This is a genomic window from Mesorhizobium sp. P3_A8, from assembly GCF_056402995.1.
This window is the reverse complement of record NZ_JBFUGI010000002.1, coordinates 686499-706544: the sequence shown is the minus strand read 5'-3', so window position 1 is coordinate 706544 and position 20046 is coordinate 686499. Positions and strand designations below refer to the sequence as shown.

23 protein-coding genes and 1 pseudogene are annotated in these 20046 nt (G+C 63.4%); 13 read left to right on the top strand and 11 right to left on the bottom strand.

The annotated features are described in order from the left end of the window. The first annotated feature begins 133 nt into the window (after window positions 1–133). Complete coding sequence (locus tag AC1DX4_RS07590; RefSeq protein WP_477219707.1) at window positions 134–799, top strand: tetratricopeptide repeat protein; 666 nt, start codon at window positions 134–136, stop codon at window positions 797–799. 63 nt (window positions 800–862) lie between these two features. Then, window positions 863–2302: a ribosome biogenesis GTPase Der gene (der, locus tag AC1DX4_RS07585; RefSeq protein ID WP_477219706.1), complete on the top strand. Its 1440-nt coding sequence runs from the start codon at window positions 863–865 to the stop codon at window positions 2300–2302. Between the two features lie 29 nt (window positions 2303–2331). Here der and AC1DX4_RS07580 read toward each other — a convergent pair whose 3' ends face one another. After that, window positions 2332–3252 (bottom strand): LysR substrate-binding domain-containing protein, encoded by a 921-nt coding sequence (locus AC1DX4_RS07580; protein ID WP_477219705.1) that lies wholly within the window; start codon window positions 3250–3252, stop codon window positions 2332–2334. A 120-nt stretch (window positions 3253–3372) separates the two neighbouring features. Here AC1DX4_RS07580 and AC1DX4_RS07575 point away from each other — a divergent pair, with 120 nt between their 5' ends. Continuing rightward, entirely contained in the window at window positions 3373–4722 is a 1350-nt protein-coding gene (locus AC1DX4_RS07575) for an MFS transporter (RefSeq protein ID WP_477219704.1), read from the top strand. Window positions 4723–4930: 208 nt separating this feature from the next. On the opposite strand, the gene AC1DX4_RS07570 is transcribed toward AC1DX4_RS07575, so the two are convergent. Continuing rightward, a complete protein-coding gene (locus AC1DX4_RS07570; RefSeq protein ID WP_477219802.1) occupies window positions 4931–5377 on the bottom strand; it encodes a hypothetical protein in 447 nt (148 codons plus the stop codon). A gap of 22 nt (window positions 5378–5399) precedes the next feature. Further along, a pseudogene (locus AC1DX4_RS07565) lies at window positions 5400–5855 on the bottom strand (acyltransferase family protein); the annotation flags it as partial. A 289-nt stretch (window positions 5856–6144) separates the two neighbouring features. Here AC1DX4_RS07565 and AC1DX4_RS07560 point away from each other — a divergent pair. The 6 genes from AC1DX4_RS07560 (at window position 6145) to AC1DX4_RS07535 (ending at window position 10308) form a co-directional block, all read left to right on the top strand. Continuing rightward, complete coding sequence (locus AC1DX4_RS07560; RefSeq protein WP_477219703.1) at window positions 6145–7329, top strand: cell wall hydrolase; 1185 nt, start codon at window positions 6145–6147, stop codon at window positions 7327–7329. Window positions 7330–7584: 255 nt separating this feature from the next. Then, the gene (locus AC1DX4_RS07555; protein ID WP_477219702.1) at window positions 7585–7992 is read left to right on the top strand and encodes an AtpZ/AtpI family protein; all 408 of its coding nucleotides are present in this window, start codon (window positions 7585–7587) and stop codon (window positions 7990–7992) included. Between the two features lie 84 nt (window positions 7993–8076). Beyond that, the gene (locus AC1DX4_RS07550) at window positions 8077–8835 is read left to right on the top strand and encodes a F0F1 ATP synthase subunit A (protein ID WP_477219701.1); all 759 of its coding nucleotides are present in this window, start codon (window positions 8077–8079) and stop codon (window positions 8833–8835) included. A gap of 84 nt (window positions 8836–8919) precedes the next feature. Then, window positions 8920–9144 (top strand): F0F1 ATP synthase subunit C, encoded by a 225-nt coding sequence (locus AC1DX4_RS07545; protein WP_013896722.1) that lies wholly within the window; start codon window positions 8920–8922, stop codon window positions 9142–9144. Between the two features lie 62 nt (window positions 9145–9206). Further along, entirely contained in the window at window positions 9207–9806 is a 600-nt protein-coding gene (locus AC1DX4_RS07540) for a F0F1 ATP synthase subunit B (protein WP_477219700.1), read from the top strand. Between the two features lie 10 nt (window positions 9807–9816). Beyond that, window positions 9817–10308, top strand: coding sequence for a F0F1 ATP synthase subunit B (locus AC1DX4_RS07535; protein WP_477219699.1), 492 nt, complete (start codon window positions 9817–9819; stop codon window positions 10306–10308). A gap of 94 nt (window positions 10309–10402) precedes the next feature. Here the strand turns inward: AC1DX4_RS07535 and AC1DX4_RS07530 are convergent, their stop codons facing one another. Further along, window positions 10403–11098 carry a ribonuclease HII gene (locus AC1DX4_RS07530; RefSeq protein WP_477219698.1) on the bottom strand — a complete coding sequence of 232 codons (696 nt, stop codon included), beginning with the start codon at window positions 11096–11098 and terminating at the stop codon, window positions 10403–10405. Between the two features lie 151 nt (window positions 11099–11249). Further along, window positions 11250–12404, bottom strand: coding sequence for a PA0069 family radical SAM protein (locus tag AC1DX4_RS07525; RefSeq protein ID WP_477219797.1), 1155 nt, complete (start codon window positions 12402–12404; stop codon window positions 11250–11252). Window positions 12405–12554: 150 nt separating this feature from the next. Here AC1DX4_RS07525 and AC1DX4_RS07520 point away from each other — a divergent pair, with 150 nt between their 5' ends. Both AC1DX4_RS07520 and AC1DX4_RS07515 read left to right on the top strand, forming a co-directional pair. Next, window positions 12555–13082: a glycosyltransferase gene (locus tag AC1DX4_RS07520; protein ID WP_477219697.1), complete on the top strand. Its 528-nt coding sequence runs from the start codon at window positions 12555–12557 to the stop codon at window positions 13080–13082. 146 nt (window positions 13083–13228) lie between these two features. Then, the gene (locus AC1DX4_RS07515; protein ID WP_477219796.1) at window positions 13229–14203 is read left to right on the top strand and encodes a hypothetical protein; all 975 of its coding nucleotides are present in this window, start codon (window positions 13229–13231) and stop codon (window positions 14201–14203) included. A gap of 3 nt (window positions 14204–14206) precedes the next feature. On the opposite strand, the gene moaB is transcribed toward AC1DX4_RS07515, so the two are convergent. From moaB to AC1DX4_RS07485, 6 genes are all read right to left on the bottom strand, one after another. Continuing rightward, a complete protein-coding gene (moaB, locus tag AC1DX4_RS07510; RefSeq protein WP_477219696.1) occupies window positions 14207–14752 on the bottom strand; it encodes a molybdenum cofactor biosynthesis protein B in 546 nt (181 codons plus the stop codon). Next, complete coding sequence (locus AC1DX4_RS07505) at window positions 14739–15659, bottom strand: 4-(cytidine 5'-diphospho)-2-C-methyl-D-erythritol kinase (protein ID WP_477219795.1); 921 nt, start codon at window positions 15657–15659, stop codon at window positions 14739–14741. The genes moaB and AC1DX4_RS07505 overlap by 14 nt, the downstream gene beginning before the upstream one ends. Window positions 15660–15664: 5 nt before the next feature. Further along, a complete protein-coding gene (locus tag AC1DX4_RS07500; protein WP_027041406.1) occupies window positions 15665–15850 on the bottom strand; it encodes a membrane protein in 186 nt (61 codons plus the stop codon). 140 nt (window positions 15851–15990) lie between these two features. After that, entirely contained in the window at window positions 15991–16851 is an 861-nt protein-coding gene (locus AC1DX4_RS07495; protein ID WP_477219695.1) for a S49 family peptidase, read from the bottom strand. A 79-nt stretch (window positions 16852–16930) separates the two neighbouring features. Next, window positions 16931–17731: a tRNA1(Val) (adenine(37)-N6)-methyltransferase gene (locus AC1DX4_RS07490; protein ID WP_477219694.1), complete on the bottom strand. Its 801-nt coding sequence runs from the start codon at window positions 17729–17731 to the stop codon at window positions 16931–16933. Beyond that, a complete protein-coding gene (locus AC1DX4_RS07485) occupies window positions 17731–17955 on the bottom strand; it encodes a putative signal transducing protein (RefSeq protein WP_027041409.1) in 225 nt (74 codons plus the stop codon). The genes AC1DX4_RS07490 and AC1DX4_RS07485 overlap by 1 nt, the downstream gene beginning before the upstream one ends. Window positions 17956–18159: 204 nt before the next feature. Between AC1DX4_RS07485 and AC1DX4_RS07480 the strand changes: the two genes are divergently transcribed. Next, the gene (locus AC1DX4_RS07480; protein ID WP_172231524.1) at window positions 18160–19176 is read left to right on the top strand and encodes a polyprenyl synthetase family protein; all 1017 of its coding nucleotides are present in this window, start codon (window positions 18160–18162) and stop codon (window positions 19174–19176) included. Window positions 19177–19281: 105 nt separating this feature from the next. Then, a complete protein-coding gene (locus AC1DX4_RS07475) occupies window positions 19282–19950 on the top strand; it encodes a GntR family transcriptional regulator (RefSeq protein WP_477219693.1) in 669 nt (222 codons plus the stop codon). The last annotated feature ends 96 nt before the right edge of the window (window positions 19951–20046 follow it).

The window sequence follows — 20046 nt, the reverse complement described above, 5'->3', positions numbered from 1 at the left end:
ACCCCGGGGCAAACATCCGTTTGCACCTGGGGATTAGGCGATTTTCCGCTTGAACCCCTTCCATGCCGACAAAATTTCGCTAAAACGCGGGCTCATGAACCGCCCCGGCCCGGGGCAAAATTGGTTTTGATTGATGTCCGACGACAGTTTTATCCGTGAAGTCAACGACGAGATGCGTCGCGAGCAGGCGCAGAAGCTTTGGGACCGTTTCGGCCCGGCCTTGCTTGTCATTGCGATCCTCGTGGTGCTCGGCACCGCCGCTTTCGTCGGCTATCGCTATTGGGACGAGACGCGCGCCAACCGCTCCGGCGATGCCTTCTCGCAGGCCTTGAAGCTTGCCAATGACGGCAAGAACGACGATGCGTTGGCCGCGCTCGATCAACTGGAGAAGGACGGCTACGGCGCCTATCCGCTGCTTGCCCGCATGCGTGCCGCCACCGTCAAGGCGAGCAAGGGCGACACCGCCGCTGCCGTCAAGGATTTCGACGACGTCGCCGCCGACACCGCCATTCCCCAGGGCATTCGCGATATGGCGCGGCTCCGGGCAGCGCTCCTGCTCGTCGATCACGGCTCTTTCGCCGACGTGTCCAGCCGCGTCGAGGCGCTGACATCGGACACCAACACGCTTCGCCACACGGCGCGCGAGGCGCTCGGCCTTGCCGCCTGGAAGGAAGGCAAGACCCAGGACGCGCTGAAACTGTTCGACCAGATCGCCGCCGATGACGGCGCCCCACGCAACACCCGCGAGCGGGCAACGCTGATGTCCGAGCTGATCCGCGGCTCGGGCAATGCGTCGTAAATGCATGTCGCCCAAAAGTGTGCAACGGTTTTGGGACAACGACATGCATGATTGTAGGACCGTATGACCTTCAAAGTCGCCATCATCGGCAGACCTAACGTCGGCAAATCGACCCTTTTCAATCGGCTGGTGGGAAGGAAGCTGGCGCTTGTCGACGACACGCCGGGTGTCACCCGCGATCGTCGCGTCCATGCCGCTAAGCTCTACGACCTGCATTTCGATGTCATCGACACCGCCGGTTTCGAGGACGCCGGTGCTTCGACCTTGCCGGGCCGCATGCGCGCGCAGACCGAGATCGCCATCCGCGAAGCCGACCTGATCTTCTTCACCATCGATGCCAAGTCCGGCCTGCTGCCCGACGACAGGACCTTCGCCGAGATCGTGCGCAAATCCGGCAAGCCGGTCGTGCTGGTCGCCAACAAGGCCGAGGCCAAGGGCGCGCAGGGCGGCATGCTGGAGGCCTGGGAACTCGGGCTGGGCGAGCCGATCCCGGTTTCCGCCGAACATGGCCAGGGCATGCCCGATCTGCGCGATGCGGTCATTGCAGCGCTCGGCGAGGCGCGTGCCTTCGGTGAAGAGGAAGAGGGCGAAGACGACGAGATCGCCACCACCGAGGTGCTGATCGGCGAGGACATTGCCGATCCGGACGCCGAGGATGTGCATAGCTACGACGACACCAAGCCGATGCGCATCGCCGTCGTCGGCCGCCCGAACGCCGGCAAGTCGACGCTGATCAACGCGCTGATCGGCGAGGAGCGGCTTTTGACCGGACCGGAAGCCGGCATCACCCGCGATTCGATTTCGGTCGATTGGGATTGGCATGGCCGCCGCCTGAAACTGTTCGATACGGCCGGCATGCGCCGCAAGGCCAGGATTCACGAGAAGCTCGAAGTGATGTCGGTGCAGGATGGCTTGCGCGCCATCCGTTTCGCCGAGATCGTCGTCATCGTGCTCGATGCCACCATCCCCTTCGAGAAGCAGGATCTGCAGATCGCCGACCTGATCATCCGCGAGGGCAGGGCGCCGGTGATCGCCTTCAACAAATGGGATCTGATCGATCATCCGCAGGAGCTGCTGGCGGAACTGCGCGAGAAGACCGAGCGGCTGCTGCCGCAGTGCCGCGGCATCCAGGCCGTGCCGGTCTCTGCCGAGACCGGACGCGGCCTCGACAAGCTGATGGACGCGGTGCTGAGGACCCACAAGGTCTGGAACAGCCGCGTCTCGACCGGCAAGCTCAACCGCTGGCTCGAAGCCATACTGGCGCATCATCCGCCGCCCGCCGTTGCCGGGCGCCGGCTGAAGGTCAAATACGTCACCCAGGCCAAGACGCGGCCGCCGGGTTTTGTTGTCCAGTGCTCGCGGCCGGATGCGATGCCGCAATCCTATGTGCGCTATCTCTCCAACAGCCTGCGCGAAGCCTTCGACATACCGGGCGTGCCGATCCGCATCGCGCTACGCACCTCGGACAACCCGTTCGCCGGCCGGGCCAAGAAGCGCGGCTGAGTATCGGCGGCCATCTGGCGTTCGTCCGATCAGGCCACGGCACGCAAGCCGGCATTGGTCCGCGCCTTGTTGGGCAATGCCTGCCGCGCCGCATCCAGCAATATGTCGGCGAGGCGGGCCGCCACCGGCCCGGGTTCGGCATCCCTCTTATGCAGGTACAACGCCATTTTGGGCAGCGCCGGCAGACCGGCAATCTCCGGCGTCATCGCGTTGACACTGGCCGGCAGGCCGATGTCGGTGCGGATCGTCAGCCCTAGACCAGCCGCGACGGCCGCCCAGATGCCGCCCAGGCTCGGGCTGGAGAAGGCCATGCGCCAAGGCAGGCCGGCGCGGTCGAGCGTTTCCGTCGCCACCGTGCGCAACAGGCATGGCGCCTCAAGCGCCACCAGCGGCAGCGGCTGGCCGTCGCACAGGCTGGTCTCGATGCGCTTGGCCGGGCCGATCCAGCGCATCGGGACATCGGCGATGTGTTCGCTGTAGGGCAGCGTCTGGCCGCTGTGCCAGGCGAGTGCGATGTCGAGGCTACCTGACATCACCCTTTCGGCGAGATCGTGGCTGCGCCCGATCCTGGCCTCGATCTTGACCTTCGGGTGGGCGCGGGCGAAGCGGCCGAGCACATCGGGCAATACAGCTTCGCCGAAATCCTCCTGCAGGCCGAGCCGCACCCATCCTTCCAGCTCGACATCATGGATGGCCGCCGCCGCCTCGTCATTCAATTCGAGCAGCCGGCGTGCATAGCCGAGCATGGTCTCACCGGCCTCCGTCAAGGCCAGGCCGCGCCCCGCTTTGCGAAAGATCGGCGTCGCCGCCTGTTCTTCCAGTTTCTTCAACTGCGCGCTGACCGCCGAGGTCGACCGGCCAAGCCGGTCGGCGGCCTTGGCAAAGCTGCCGAGCTCCATACCGGTGACGAAACTGCGGAGAACGTCGAGGTCGAATGTCACGCGTTGCATAGCAAATGTCCTACTTTTCAGGATCGATAGTCAAAAACTTCCTGATTTTAAGGATGGATTTATGGCGATAGAGAGATGGCGTCAAGGTCTGGACCACCGGACCACCACGGGAATGAAATCATGTCCGCCATCGTCGACTGCGCCGACCAACAGCCAACACAAATCCTGAAAGACAAGGCTGCCGGTCCTGCCGAGAGGGTATTCAGTCCCGGCCATCGCTGGAAGGTCCTGGGCATAGGCGTCGCCGCGAACGCTGGTTTTTCAGCCACGTTCGCCGGCATACCGGCAACGGCGGTGGTGCTTCGTCAGGGCTATCACCTGAGCAATGCCGAGCTTGGTCTGGCGCTCGGGCTTCTCGGCTTGGGCGTTGCGCTCAGCGAACTGCCCTGGGGCCTGCTCACCGATCGCTGGGGGGATCGCCGGGTGCTTCTGATCGGGCTTGGCGCGACGGCCGCCTGGCTCCTTGCCATGGCCATGCTCGTCGTGCCGACAAGGTCAGGCATCCCCGATGTCATGCTGCTGTCGGCGAGCCTGCTCGTTACGGGACTGCTCGGCGGCAGTGTCAACGGCTCGAGCGGCCGTGCCATCATGGGCTGGTTCCGGGAAAGCGAGCGCGGCTTTGCCATGAGCATAAGGCAGACGGCGGTGCCGCTTGGCGGCGGCCTCGGCGCGCTTGTCCTGCCGTCGCTTGCGCTGGCTTTCGGCTTTTCCGCGGTGTTCGGGCTGCTGGCGGGCGCCTCAGCTCTTTCCGCCCTGTTTGCCTGGCGTTGGCTGCATGAGCCGCCGGCAGCGGCTCACGTCGTTTCGCCTGATGTGGCCGGACCAGCGCCGCTGCGCAACATCGAGGTCTGGCGCATCGCAACCGCCATCGGCCTGCTCTGCTTCCCGCAGGTGGCGGTGCTCACTTTCGCGTCGGTGTTCCTGCACGACTTCGCCGGTTTGGGGACGGCAGCGATGAGCGCGAGCCTCGCCGCGGTGCAGGTCGGCGCCATGGTCATGCGCGTCTGGAGCGGCCGCTTTACCGACCGCCATGGCAATCGCCGCCAGTTTTTGCGCGCATGCAGTGCGCTCAGCGGGTTGGCCTTCGCTGTGCTTTGGCTGATGGTCCTGGCCAGCCCCGCCATGCCTGGCGGCCAGTCTTTCCTGATCGCTGTCCTCCCCTTGGTGCTGATTGTCGCGGGTATCTCGGTTTCCGCCTGGCACGGCGTCGCCTACACCGAGCTCGCCACGCTTGCCGGCGCCGGCCATGTCGGAACCGCGCTCAGTCTTGCCAACACCTTCGTCTTCGTCGGCTTCTTCCTGGTGCCGGTGGCCATTCCAGGGCTGCTGCACCTCTGGTCATGGTCCGGCGTCTGGCTGTCGGCCGCCATCTGTGCGCTGATCGCGTGGCCGATCTTCCTGCGGCCGGTCGCAGCCCGATCAGTTTCAGACAAGTCAAACCAAGGCGGCCAACGGCACAGCCTGGGATGAAGGTGCGCGCCTGGACATCGGAAACCGCAGTTTGGCCCAGGCGATGGCGGGTTTTTCCGCCGTTCGATGGAGGATGACCGAAAGGCCAAGGCTCAATATCGCTGCCGAAATTGTGGCCGCTATTGGACCGTAGTGCTTATCGAACTCGTAGTTGTAGGCCATGTTGAAAACGACGATTTGATGAATCATGTAAAATGCGAAACTGATCTCACCGCAGAAAATCAACGGGCGGCAAGATAGAACGCGCGTCACCACGCCGGATTGGTGCGCAAACATAGACCAAGGCAGCGAATACCGGATACATCCCATATTCGCGATAAGCTGCAGACGCCATGACCGATGCATGATTGGCGAAGAACCGCGTGATCTCGTCATGCACGCCGGCATAAAGCACCAGGCAGGCGATTGCCGCAATCTGAGCGGACGCCAACCAGCCGGCGGGGATGCGCCGAAGTCTGAACAATTGATAGACAGCTATCCCCGACAGGAATTCCACCATGCGTAGAGGTGGAAAAAGTTGAACGAAGGATGCGTCCGTAACGTAGAAATCCAGCCACGGTCGTTCGGAAGAAGGCGGAAATACCGGACCGGGCAAAACCACCGTGAACGCAAGCAGGCCGAGGACGGCAAGGGTCCAGCCGCAAACCACCAGCATGGATCTGGTTGGGCCTCAGGATCAGAATGAACGGCAGGAGAAGGTAGAAGAATAACTCGACCGATATCGACCATGAAACGCCATTGTAGGCATAGGCCGTGCCGTAGGTCGGAATCCATGAGCTCTGGAGCGTCGTCGTCAGATATGCGGTGAGAAGGCTTGCCGGTTCATGAAGCGTCACCAGGGCAACAAAGGAACACAGCATGTGAACGGGCCAGAGCCTGAAAAATCTCTGGAAGACAAAGTGTCTTACATCGCGCCAGTCAAGGAAACGCCCTGCGAAACTGTATGACAACACGAATCCCGACAGGACGAAGAAGAACGAGACGGCGCATTCCAGATCCATGTTACGGATGGATTGAGACGCATCGATTCCAAACACCTTTAGATGATGGATGAATATCGACAGGGCCGCAAAAGCCCGCAGGGCCGTCAGATTATGAAGCTGGGGGCGTCCGGGTGGCTCTGTCGAGTTCACGCCGTTTGCGGTTGTAGTGTCCACGACCGTTGCCTCGTCGCTCGGCTTGCGCGGCCGCTGTTTCGAACAGCTCCATTGTGATGGTTGGAATATGGATATCCGGTTAAGGCCGGTTCCGTGAACGCGGATCGGCGGGTGTTCCGTCGCATCCCGCCGCAAAACCGCCCGACTTCGAAACCACGACCTTGAGCCGACTGAGAAAACCCGATCGATCCCGTTAACGTCCCATCAAGGTTAATGCATCATTTTGCTCTCCAGTGGGGTCAGTGGCGTTCCTGGAGAGTGTTCCGTGCATCGACGTGTGTTGAAGCGGCTTGTTGCCGCCGCCGGTGAGAAGAAACGCAGCTTCGTATCTCCGTTCATCATCGGTCTCGGCATCTGGATCGGCTTCCCGACCGTCGCCGCCTACCAGGACATGACCAGCCTCGTTTCCGGCCTCGAATCGCCGACCGCGCGCTGGAATTCCTATGTCGAGAGATCCGTCGCCGGCTCGACCCATGCCGCCGAGATGCCGTTCGTCGATTCCGACGTCACCGGCTCGATCTCCGGATCGGGCATTCACCTGGCTGGTGTCGGCAACGTGTCGTTTCGCGGCAAGGGCGGCAAGGTCAGCGGCTCGCCCGACGAGGATCGCGTGATGCGCGCCGACAAGAAGGGCCGCATCGTTCAGATGTCACCCGTTGCACCGCCGAAGAACTTCAACGCCGGGTCGATCTTCCAGCGGACCTCCTCCTTGATGCGGCCGAGCATGGACGGCGACCTGAAGATGGCTTTCGCCAAGCCGCAGATCAAAGGCAAGGAAATCCAGATCGCCGCGGCGTTCCATGCGCGTGAGGACAAGAAGCCGGATCCCGGCGTGCCGGCCATGCTCGCCGCCCTGGTCAACAACGATCATCCGGATGTGCTGGCGACAGCCTATGCGCAATCCGAGCCGGACTATGCCAAGGCCTCGCCCTTCGAAGTTCTGCTTCAGGATGAAGAGCCCAACAATGGCCGCTTCATTCCGCCGATGGCCAAGGGCGACCATTGGTGGATCCAGAACCCGCTGCCAGAGAGTGTCTTCTCCAAAAAGGAACAGGCATGCCTGGCCAATGGCATCTATTTCGAGGCGAGGAGCGAATCCGTGCGCGGTCAGGCTGCCGTTGCCCAGGTCATCCTCAACCGCGTCCGCAATCCGGCCTATCCCAATTCGATCTGCGGCGTCGTCTATCAAAACGACAGCTGGTTCAACCGTTGCCAGTTCTCCTTCGCTTGCGACGGCAGGAAGAAGCGCATCGATAGCCCCGTCGCCTACAAGACCGCGCAGGACATCGCCATGGCGGTCACGGCCGGCAAGATCTTCATCCCGGAGGTCGGATCGTCGACCCATTATTATGCCCAATATGTCCATCCGGGCTGGGCGCGCACCATGCAGAAGATGACCAAGATCGGCCTGCATATCTTCTACCGCACCTATGGCGGCGGCTGGAGCTGAGGTTCGTCGGCCGCTGGTCTTTTCCATCGGCCATAGGCTCGATCAGCGAGCCATTGCCAGGGGGATTCGCGCAACGTATCCCCATCATCGCGACGGGCACGATGTCGCACCTCTCTAATTGATTGATTTTATTGCCTAAAATACATGGCAATGAACTTCCGCCCGTGGCTTGACGGGCGCAACCCCTCTAACTATGTTGCCGGCGACTTTAGAAGCGGACGGACGGTGACGGTCTGACCGGGCAGGGGGGTTGCGATGGCCGACAAGAATGGGCCAGACGGAACCGGAGAAACCGGCCGCGGCAATCAGCATGAAACCGGCATCCGCGACGACGATCTTGAGCGACGTCGGCGTGAACTTGAAGCATCGCTTGCGACAAGGCTGCCGAACCGGCTCGAGGGGAAAGACGACGCGAAAGCGGGCAGTGCGGCCGGATATGGCCAGGCGGTCAAACTCTCCAGTGAATTTATCGCTGGCGTGGTGGTGGGCGCCGGCATCGGCTGGATCATCGACCGTATGGCGGGGACATCGCCGTGGGGTCTGATTGTTTTCCTGCTGCTTGGTTTCGGCGCCGGCGTGCTCAATGTCATGCGTTCCGCGGGCGTTGTGGCAGAATTCGGACAGGGCGATAAATCGCGCTCTGGCCGGGACGACAGGAAATGACCGCCCTTCAGGCGGCATTTGGAAATAGCCGCCCTTATGCGGCAATGATAATTTGGCCGTACGCGGCATTGACGGGGTTAAAACGTGGCAGCTGACAAGGTCGATCCGATCCACCAGTTCCATATCATCAAGCTGGTTCCGATTAACATCGGCGGCTACGACCTGTCCTTCACAAATTCGGCACTGTTCATGGTCGCGACCGTGGTTGTCGCCGCGGGGTTCCTGTTTCTGACGACGTCGAGGCGCAGCCTGGTTCCCGGCCGGTTGCAGTCGATCTCCGAGATGGCCTACGAATTCGTCGGCAACATGTTGCGCGATGCCGCCGGCACGCAGGGCATGAAGTTCTTCCCCTTCGTGTTCTCGCTGTTCATGTTCGTGCTGGTCGCCAATCTGCTCGGCCTGTTCCCCTATTTCTTCACCATCACCAGCCACATCATCGTCACCTTCGGCCTCGCCGCTTTGGTGATCGGAACCGTGGTGGTCTATGGCTTCATGAAGCACGGTCTCGGTTTCCTGAAGCTGTTCGTGCCGCATGGCGTGCCGGTGTTCCTGCTGCCGCTGGTGGTGCTGATCGAAGTCATCTCCTTCGTGTCGCGCCCGGTCAGCCTCTCGGTTCGTCTGTTCGCCAACATGCTTGCCGGCCACATCACGCTGAAGGTGTTTTCGGGCTTCGTCGTCAGCCTCTCCGCGCTCGGCGCGGTCGGCATCGCGGGCTCGATCCTGCCGCTGGCCATGGCGGTGGCGCTGACGGCGCTCGAATTACTGGTCGCCTTCCTGCAGGCCTACGTCTTCGCGGTGCTGACCTGCATGTATCTCAACGACGCCCTGCATCCTGGGCACTGACCAAGAGTTTCCGGCCCAAAAGTTTCCAACATTGGCGCCGGATGGAATACCAACGGAATTTTCAGATCCAAAGGAGTTGAACAAATGGACGCAGAAGCAGCAAAGTACATCGGCGCCGGCATCGCTTGCCTGGGCATGGGTGGCGCGGGCATTGGCCTGGGCAACATCTTCGGCAGCTACCTCTCGGGCGCGCTGCGCAACCCGTCGGCTGCTGACGGCCAGTTCGGCCGCCTGATCTTCGGCTTCGCTGTGACCGAAGCTCTGGGCATCTTCTCGCTTCTCATCGCGCTGCTGGCTCTGTTCGGCTGAGCTTTGGGAAGATTGGACAGGCCGGCCGCGCAAGCGGCGGGCCTGATATCTGGGGATAGTCCATGTTCGTGACATCTGCCTTTGCGCAAGAGTCCGCGCCTGCTGCCGATACCAGCCACGCCGCGACCGGAGGCGACACGCACTCCACCACCGGCGTGCCTGCCGAAGCGCATGGTGCATTTCCGCCGTTCGATCCTGCGACCTTCCCGTCGCAGCTTCTGTGGCTGGCGATCACTTTTGGGCTGTTCTACCTCTTCCTGAAGCGGGTCGTGGTGCCGCGCGTGGGCGGCATCATCGATGTCCGCAACGATCGCATCAGCCAGGATCTCGATCAGGCGAGCAAGTTGAAGGGCGAGGCCGACGCCGCTGTTGCTGCCTACGAGCAGGAACTGGCGGAAGCCAAGAAGAACGCCAATTCGATCGGCCAGCAGGCCGCCGATGCGGCCAAGGCGGAAGCCGAGACCGCGCGCAAGAAGATCGAGGCGGCGCTCGACGAGAAGCTGGGCGAGGCCGAGGCACGCATTTCTTCCATCAAGGCCAATGCCATGAAGGAAGTCGGCAGCATTGCCGAGGACACCGCTTCGGCGATCGTCGAGGCCCTGGTCGGCGGCAAGGCCAGCAAGGCCGAGATCGCGGCCGCGGTCAAATCCGTGGCCCGGTGAGGAGCGCATCATGGACGCTACATCTCTCGCAACGCTCTGGGCCACGATTGCCCTGATCATCTTCCTGGGCGTCGCCATCTACATCAAGGTGCCCGGCCTGATCGCCAAGGCTCTCGACGCCCGCGCCGCCAGGATCAGCAGTGAGCTCGATGAAGCCCGCAAGCTTCGCGACGAGGCCCAGCAGTTGCTCGGCCAGTACAAGAAGAACCGCAAGGAAGCCGAGCAGGAGGCCGCCGACATCGTTGCGGCCGCCAAGCGCGAAGCCGAAATGCTCGCCGCCGATGCTCACAAGAAGTCCGAGGACTATGTCGCCAGGCGCACCGCGCTTGCCGAACAGAAGATCGGCCAGGCTGAGCGTGACGCGGTCGCTGAAGTCCGTGCCAGCGCCGTCGACATCGCCGTCGAGGCCGCCCGCGCATTGCTCGCCGCCAAGGTCGACGTCAAGGCCGGAGCCGATTTGTTCAAGGCATCGCTCGCGGATGTGAAGGCCAAGCTCAACTGAGCTGACAACATTTGGAAATCAAAAAGCCGCCCGGGCAACCTGGCTGCTTTTTTGTTGGGCGTTGACGCCAATCTCCGAGAGATAAGGCTGGCGCTCAATCCAGCCCGGCCAAGCCCTCTTCCTCAACCACCTCAGCGCCATCAAGCCTGAATGGCGCAAACGACACGCGGTGCAGTCTTGCAACCGGGCCATGCGCCTCGATCGCCGTGCGGTGACGGGCGGTGGCGTAGCCCATATGGACTTCGAAGCCGTAGCGGTCGTGGTGGTTGCCGCAGCCGCACATCATGCGGTCGCGCATCACCTTGGCGACGATCGAGGCGGCGGCGATCGATTGCGAGCGCTGGTCGCCCTTGATCAGCGCGCGGCCGTCGCATGGCAGCCCCGGCGGCACATCGCGTCCGTCGGCAAGCGCGAGCTTCGGCCGCACCGACAGCCCGACCAAAGCGCGGCGCATCGCCTCGAGGCTCGCCTTGAGGATGTTGCTGCCGTCAATGCCTTCAGCGCTGATCGAGGCCATCGAAACCGCCTGCGCGGAGCCAAGAATGCGCAGGAACAGCGCCTCGCGCTGCAAATGGCTGAGCCGTTTGGAATCGTCGAGACCTTCGGGGATGTTGGCGGGGTCGAGCACAACAGCTGCGGCGACGACCGGTCCGGCGAGCGGGCCGCGACCGGCCTCATCCATGCCGGCGACTGGCCATAGGCCTTCGGCCATCGCCTTCGTCTCGAAGGAGAAATCGGGTTTCTCGACGATTTCGAAGAGAAGCGGAGAATCGGAACGCGCGCGAGCCATGTTGCGGCGAGGTTCGCATCGGCTCCGATTCTCCGCAAGTCCCTCCGGGTCGGGTGGGGCGCCGGACCGGGAGGGCACCGTCTGCAGGCCGGGGCAGGCCGGACGGGATTTCTTGCCGTGGCAGGTCAAACCGCCACGGCGAATTGTATTTTCAGAGCAGCATCAGCTGTTCCTGGTCCTTTCCAGCCGCGATGAACTGGTCGGTGCGCAGCGTGCGCCGTTCGGCATTGAGGCCGAGCCGCTTGGCCGTGATCTCGAAGCGCCGGCCGATCTGCCAGGCGTAAGGTCCGGCGCCCTTCATGCGCTTGCCCCATTCCGAATCGTAATCCTTGCCGTCGCGCATCGAGCGGATCAGCGACATCACGTGGCGGTAGCGGTCGGGATAGTGGCGCAGCAGCCAGTCCTTGAAGATCGGGCTGACCTCCAGTGGCAGGCGCAGCACGACATAACCCGCCTCGCGTGCGCCGGCTGCGTACGCCGAATCGAGGATCCGTTCCATTTCCTGGTCGGTCAGGCCTGGGATGATCGGCGCCACCATGACCGAAGTCGGAATGCCGGCATCCGAGAGCTGCCGGATCGCCTCCAGCCGCTTTGTCGGTGTCGACGCACGGGGCTCCATGGTGCGCGCCAGCATGCGGTCCAGTGTCGTCACCGACAGCGCCACCTTGGCCAGCCCACGTTCGGCCATGCGCGACAATATGTCGATATCGCGCGTCACCAAAGCGGACTTGGTGACGATGCCGACCGGATGGCCACGGGCTTCCAGCACTTCGAGGATCTCACGCATGATCCGGTACTGTTTCTCGATCGGCTGGTAGGGGTCGGTGTTGGTGCCGATGGCGATGGTGCGCGGCTGGTAGCCGTCCTTCGACAGCTCCTTGTCGAGCAACCGCGCCGCATCCGGCTTGGCGAACAGCTTGGATTCGAAATCCAGGCCCGGCGACAGGCCCATGAAGGCGTGCGTTGGCCGCGCGAAGCAATAGACACAGCCATGTTCGCAACCGCGATAGGGATTGATCGACCGGTCGAAGGAAATGTCGGGCGATTCGTTGCGGGTGATGATGGTGCGCGGCTTTTCCACCTGCACCTCGGTCTTGAACGGCGGCAGTTCCTCCAGCGAACTCCAGCCATCGTCGAAGACGTGCCGGCTGACGGGTTCGAAGCGGCCGGACGGATTGATGCCCGCCGACCGGCCGCGATTGCGGTCCGGACGGATGCGCATGCCACTCTGCTCGATCATCGCATTGGCCATTTCGGCGCGTCCTGCTCCGAAAGCTGCAATGTCGGCACGCACGATCGGTTCCATCTTGGCCCGCTCCCAGGGACTGTCCATGTTGTTTCGAATCGCTCTGTTCATGAAATTATTCCTATTTTGTCGATGAGAACAAAGCAAGAACTTTTTATGCTGCGCCGCAAAAACTGGCGCTGTGCTCGGCTTTCCGCTATTCGGCTAAACATGCTCAGTGTTCTCATCGAAACACGCAATGACGAAGAGGCTCTCGCCCGTACGCTCGCCTCGCTGATTGGCGGCGCGGTCGAGGGCGTGGTGCGCGACGTGATCGTCTGTGACACCGGCTCCACCGACCAGACGCATCATGTCGCCGAGCATGCCGGCTGCCACTATGTGGCAAGCGGCGGCATCGCCGCCGGCATCCGGCTGGCCAAGGGTGACTGGCTGTTGCTGCTGGAGCCGGGGGCGCGTCTGGTGGAGGGCTGGATCGAAGCGGTCGTCGTCCACACCGGCAGGCAAACCATGGCGGCGCGATTCTCGAGGGTGCGCGGCAGCCGCACGCCGTTCCTGGCTCGGGTCTTTTCAGGAAATCGTGCGCTCGCCGACGGGCTGGTGATCAGCAAGCGGCAGGCCGCGTCCTTGTCCAAGAGCGCCGGCAGCGCCGAAGCGCTGGCGCGCGGCCTGGCGACAAAGAGGCTCGACGCTGAGATCTGGGTGGCGCCGCCGAAGCAGCAGCACCGCGCCCCGAAGTGAGTTTTTGCGGGTGCTCTGTTCATTGTGCATTGCACAAAATCTGACGTGGGGTTAGCCTTCCCTGGAAGCGGGTGAATTGGGTTTGGGTCATGCGAGTGGTGAACACCGATGCGGCATCGGGTGTCACGCTCATGGACGAGGACCCGATGAACCTTTCAACCCCTGACAAATCCGGTGCTGCCAGTCTCGAGGCCATTGCGCGCAATGGCAGCCTGCTGCGGCGCATTGCCGTGCGCATTCCGACCTATCTCACGGACCTTCGCGAAAACCCTGCCTGGCTGCCGATGTTCATGCTGGCGCGCACCATGCCTGGGCGCCGCATGCACTGGCTGGGTGCAAAACGCGCCCGTCCTGCCGAAACTATTGGGGATACGATGTTTTCCGGTGTCGAGCGGGCGGCGGTGGTCGACGCGCTGCGTTCCGACGGCCTGTTTTCAGGCCTGGTACTGCCACCGGAGATCCATGAGGAGATTGCTGATTTCGCGGGGCGTACGCCTTGCTTCGGCAATTTCGACCGCCGTCTGGAATTCATGCCGGGCGAACATGCGCAGGCCGAGAAACGTCTGGGCCGCTCGTTGCTCAGCGGGCACTATTTCGAGCGCATCCTCGACTGTCCGGCGGCATTCGCCATACAGCGCGATCCGCTGCTTCTCGACGTTGCCGCGCACTACCTTGGTGGCCAGGCGAAACTGATCACGACGCGCGTCTGGTGGAGCTTTCCGACCGGCGAGGCCTCGGACGCCGACAAGAACCTTGCCTCGCTCGGCAAATATCATTTCGACCTCGACGACTGGCGCATGCTGAAATTCTTCTTCTACCTCAAGCCCGTCGACGCCGACACAGGTCCGCATGTCTATGTCAGGGGCAGCCATAACAAGCGCGCCATAAAGCATCAGCTCACCCTGTTGGTTGGCCATCCCGCCCAGGAGGTGCTGGACGTCTATGGCGAGCAGAGCCCGGTGACCTTGACCGGAGAGGCTGGCCTCGGCTTCGTCGAGGACCCGTTCGGTTTCCACATGGGCACCGTGCCGGCGCGCACGCCGCGGCTGATGATGGAAGTCGGCTTCGGTGTTTCGCGCCCCTCGCGCCGGCGCTTTCATGGCGAACCGGTCATCCGGTGATGGCTATTTGCCCCGCCGCAGATGCTCGTCCAGGCGCGGCATGATCTCGACGAAGTTGCAGGGCATGTGCCGATAGTCGAGCTGCGCCTTGAGGATGCCGTCCCAGGCGTCCTTGCAGGCGCCGGGCGAGCCCGGCAGCACGAAGACGAAGGTGGCGTTGACGACGCCGCCGGTCGCCCGGCTCTGGATCGTCGACGTGCCGATCTTGTCGTAGGAGATGCGGTGGAACACTTCCGAAAAGCCGTCCATGCGCTTTTCGAAGATCGGCTCCAGCGCCTCCGGCGTCACGTCACGCCCGGTGAAGCCGGTGCCGCCTGTGGTGATGACGACATCGATATCCTTGTCCCGCGACCACGCCAGGACCGTGTCGCGGATCTTGTCGCGGTCATCGGTGACGATATCGCGGGCGGCCAGGATGTGGCCGGCCTCGGTGATGCGGTCGGCCAGCGTCTGGCCGGATTTGTCATCGGCAAGGCTGCGCGTGTCCGAAACTGTCAGCACCGCGATGCGCACGGGAATGAACGAACGGCTCTCGTCAATTCTGGCCATCAGCTCCCTCCGAGGCGATGCTGCGCGTCGCCGCGACGAACCAGTCGGGCTGGCGACTGCGAATCTCGGCTGCCGCGCGCTTGGCGACATTGCCGGTCTCGAACAGGCCGAAGCAGGTCGCGCCCGATCCGGACATGCGTGAAAATCCCGAGCCGGCCTTGTTGAGCCACGACAACGCCCGGCCTATGGCCGGCTGCATCGCAAGGGCTGCCGGTTCGAGATCATTGCGGGTGATCTCCAGCCAGTTGCGCAGGCTGTGAAAATCGATGCGGCGCGGCAGCGGCGGCAGGGGTTCGTTGTCGCGGCGGGAAAGTGCCGCAAAGACATCCGCCGTCGAGACCGGCGTGCCGGGGTTGACCAGCACCAGTCCCAGCGCCGAAAAGTCCGGCACCATCGACAACTCGTCACCAATGCCACGCGCCACCAGCGGCTTTGCCGCCATGCACATCGGCACGTCGGCGCCGAGCGAGAGGCCGATCCGCGCCAGCCCGGCATCGTCCATGTCCAGGCCCCAGGTCTGCGCCAGTCCGCGCAGCACGGCGGCAGCGTCGGTCGACCCGCCGCCGACGCCGGAGGCCACCGGCAGGTTCTTTTCGAGTTTTATGGACACGGGCGAGGTTCGCTCGAGGCCGGCCGCCCTTCGCAAGGCATCGCGCGCTTTCAGCACGAGATTGCTGGCGTCCAGGGGAACCGCCGGTGCATAACGGCCGGACACGGTAAACGCATCGCTGTCGGTGAGGGCGATCTCGACCCGGTCGCCAAAACGCGTGAACACCGCCAGGCTTTCGATCAGGTGATAGCCGTCGGGGCGCCGGCCGGTGACATGCAGCGCCAGATTGATCTTGGCATGCGCATGCCAGGTCCGCGCGCCGGCGTCGGTGTCCGCCGCAACTGATGTAAGCGAAATGATGCTCAGTCCTTGGCCAGCCGGTACTCGCCGGTCTTCGGATCCTTGACCAGCGTTCCCATCGCGCCATTGGCCGCCTGCTTTTCGGTGCGCCGCACCTTGGCCGTCACGCGCTCGGCTTCACGCACGAAAGTGCGGTAGCCGAAATAGGCGGCGACGCCAACGACGGCGAAGAAAATGATCTGCGGCATGTCACAACTCCTGCCACGCTGGGCCGGCGAAGGCGGCCGGTCGGGTCGGTTAATGCACGCCGCCCAAAACTGTGTCCGGTTTAGGGAAAACGGCATGCATAGCATTTCAAGCCTTCATGCTAGACGGTTTTGTCCGGTTTTCAAAGCCCGAAGCGAGCCCACAGCGCGCGCTCTTCCGCCGCATCGATGACGCCGCTGGCGGCAGCCGCCGCGATATCGGGCGCCGAAAAGCCCTTGCTCGAGCCGAACAGGCCGAAGCGGCTGAGGAAACCACGCGGCGCCGAGACCAGTCTGAGCTGGGTCTTCGCCCCGAACCGGGTCTTCAACACCGTGCGCATGTCACCAAGCGCATCGACCAGGCCGAGTTCCAGACCTCTCTTGCCCGTCCAGAACAAGCCGGTGAACAGGTCCGGATCGTCCTTCAGCTTGGTGCCGCGCCGCTCCTTGACGAGATCGATGAAGGTCTCGTGCACCTCGAGCTGCAGCGCCTTCAGCCGCTCGATGTCCTCCTTCTTCTCGGGTTTGAACGGATCGAGCACAGCCTTGTTCTGGCCGGCGGTGTGGACACGGCGCTCGACCCCGATCTTCTTCATCAGCTCCGGGAAACCGAACGAGGCCGAGACAACGCCAATGGAACCGACGATGGACGACGGATCAGCGAAAATCTCGTCGCCGGCGACCGCGATCATGTAGCCGCCGGAGGCTGCGACGTCCTCGACGAAGACCAGCACCTTCTTGTTCTTTTCGCTCGCCAGGTCGCGGATACGCTTGAAGATCAGCCGCGACTGCACCGGCGAGCCGCCGGGCGAATTGATCGAAACGGCGACCGCCGGCGCGTCGAACGAAAACGCCTTCTCGATGAGGCCGGCGGTGGAGGCCAGCGACAGATTCTGCCGGAACTGGCCGCCCGACATGATCGTGCCGTGCAGCCGGATGACCGGAATGACGACGACGGTGGAGCGCCAGGATTTCGGCAGCAGTCGGTTGAAAAGGCGTTTCACGAGGGCACGGTCTCCGGTCGATGGGTTGCAGGCATGTAGGGATTTCCCGGTCAACGGCAATGCGGCGGTCAGGAATAGCTCAATCTCCAAACAGCGAGGCGAGACCATTGGTGATCATTTCGCTGCGTTCGTCAGGGCCATTGCCCGACTGGGCGTGAAGCATCAAAGGCGGGCGGATGGCGAGTTTTCCACGCGCCCCGAGTGCCGCCCGCACGATGATGCGGATTGCTGCAGCGTCGGGGCGAGGGTGGACGGCGAGCATCTCGGCATCGCCGAAACGGCCTGATATCGCGTCGAGAATGGCGGCGAGCTGTTCGGGCCGCGCGATGACGGCCAACCCGCCGCGCGGCCTGACCACCGCCGCCGCACTGCGGATCCAGCTTTCGAACAGCCCGTCCTCCATGACATGGGCTTCCTTTCTCAGGCGCTCCGGCGTGGCGCGGTCCCGGGCGGCGTTGAAAGGCGGATTCATGATGACGTAGTCGAAGTCATTGTCGGCTAGACCAGCTGCCGCTCGGGCCTGGCCTGAAACCGCGACGTCGGCGACGAGCACCGAGGCGCGATCGCTGAGATGGGCATTGCCGGGATGGGCAAGGGTAGCCGATGCGAAGGCCGCCATTTCCGGCGCACGTTCGACAAGCACGGCCTGGGCAGCCGGACAACGTGACAGCACCGCCAGGCCGGCAGCGCCGGCGCCGGCGCCGAAATCGGCGAGGCGTCCGCCAAAGCCGGACGGCACGGCCGCCGCCAGCATCATCGCATCCATGCCGGCGCGGTGGCCGCCATGCTTGGGCTGCACAAGCCAGAACCGGCCGCGATGAAAGGCATCGACCGTATGGGCCGGCGTGTCCGGGGCGAGGGCGGCTGGTGCGGCCGACATTATTTTGTGCGGATTTCGTTGGCGATGCCGGCATCCCTGAGGATACGCCGCGCGGCATCGGCCTGATCGGCGTCGACCATGACGCGCTTCTGCAAAAGACCGATCGACCCTTCGAGAATGCTCATATTCTGATCGGCGACAAAGCAGGCGATGCCGGCGTCGCGCATGAGCGATTCGACAAAGGAGATGATCACGGCATCGTTGGTGCGGACAAGTTCTATCATCGTGTGAAACTCGCAGTTTGCGCTATTGATGTAAACGGGCGGCGCTTCCGGGGGCAGAGCCGCGCTCCCTCCGGCTCGGTTAACAGGCCTGTCACCAACGCCGCGCCAATTCGCCACTTGCCGTGGCCGTGTCCGCCGCCCTAGAGTCCGTATCGGGACTAAGGGTGCCGTCGCACGCGTTGTACCAAGACGGGAGTGATTGTCGTGGGTGTCGTTCTCAACATCGAAAACGGGAAGCGGGAACCCGCCTCCATCAAGGATCTCATCGATCTGACGGCCGCCGATATGGGCCGCGTCAACGAATTGATCCTGTCCAAGGCCGGCTCCGACGTCGAGATGATCCCGGAGGTCGCCAACCATCTGATCTCGTCCGGCGGCAAGCGGCTCAGACCGATGCTGACGCTCGCCGCCGCGCAGATGTTCGGCTATTCCGGCGAGGGCCATGTCAAGCTCGCCACCTCGGTCGAGTTCATGCACACGGCGACGCTCCTTCACGACGACGTCGTCGACGAGAGCGGCATGCGGCGGGGCAAGAAGACCGCCCGCATGATCTGGGGCAACCAGGCGAGCGTGCTGGTCGGCGACTTCCTGCTCGGCCAGGCCTTCCGCATGATGGTCGATGTCGGCTCGCTCGAAGCGCTCGACATCCTGTCGAGCGCCGCGTCGATCATCGCCGAGGGCGAGGTCATGCAGCTTGCCGCCGCCAAGAACCTCGAAACCACCGAGGACGAGCACTTCGCCGTCATCAAGGCCAAGACCGCCGCGCTGTTTTCTGCTGCCGCTGAAGTCGGCCCGGTCATCGCCCAGGCGACCCGCAACGACCGCGCGGCGTTGCGCTCCTACGGCATGAATCTCGGCCTTGCCTTCCAGCTCATCGACGATGCGCTTGACTATGGCGGCACCAGCAAGGATCTCGGCAAGAATGTCGGCGACGATTTCCGCGAGGGCAAGGTGACCTTGCCGGTCATCCTCGCCTACCGGCGCGGCACCAAGGCCGAGCGCACCTTCTGGAAACGCGCCATCGAGGACAATGTCGTCGATGACGCGGGCCTGGAAAAGGCGATCGGCCTGATGACCCGCCACGGCGCCATCGCCGACACGATCGGCCGCGCCCGCCATTTCGGCGAGATCGCCCGCGACGCACTGGCGCCGCTGGAAGAAACGCCGCAGAAATCGGCGCTGATCGACGTCATCGATTTCTGCATCAGCCGGGTGAACTGAGGCCGGCTTTCTCCGGAGTTTCCCCTGGCTTTGTGCTGGGGAGAACGTCGGCGAACATGGCTCACCGTCTCGACAAGCAGCCCCGCGGCAAATTATCTATAAAACATGGCAAAGGGCACGGACGACACCATCGCGGTGCGCATCAGCAAGGTGCTGGCGGACCGCATCATCTCTGGCGCGATCGAGCCTGGCGCCCGGCTGCGCCAGGATCATGTCGCCGAGGAGTTCCACACCAGCCATGTTCCGGTGCGCGAGGCGTTCCGTCGCCTTGAGGCGCAAGGGCTGGCCGTCAGCGAGCCGCGCCGCGGCGTGCGCGTCGCCGCCTTCGATCTCGGCGAGGTCAAGGAAGTCGCCGAGATGCGGGCAGCACTCGAAGTGCTGGCGCTGCGCCATGCCGCTCCGCATCTGACATCAGCCATTCTCGATCTCGCCGAAGAAGCGACCAAAGCCGGCGACAAATCCCGCGACGTCCGGTCATGGGAGGAAGCCAACCGCGCCTTTCATCGGTTGATCCTGGCGCCATGCGCCATGCCGCGCCTGCTCGCCACCATCGACGATCTGCATGCCGCCAGCGCCCGCTTCCTGTTCGCGGCATGGCGTTCGGAGTGGGAGACGCGCACCGATCAGGATCATCGGGCGATCCTGACCGCCTTGCGGCAAGGAAACACCGAATCGGCGGCCGCGACGCTGGGGCGGCATGTCCAGTGGATTGGCCGCAAGCCGGTCAAGACGGCCTCCGGCGCGACGCGCGAAGCCTTCGCGATCGTGGGCTGATACATGTCGCCCAAACGTGGGCACGACGTCCATAAAATGATGATCTGAAGCGTGTCGCGACGCAGGTCGGGCGGTCTTTGTCGTGGGAAGGGTTGC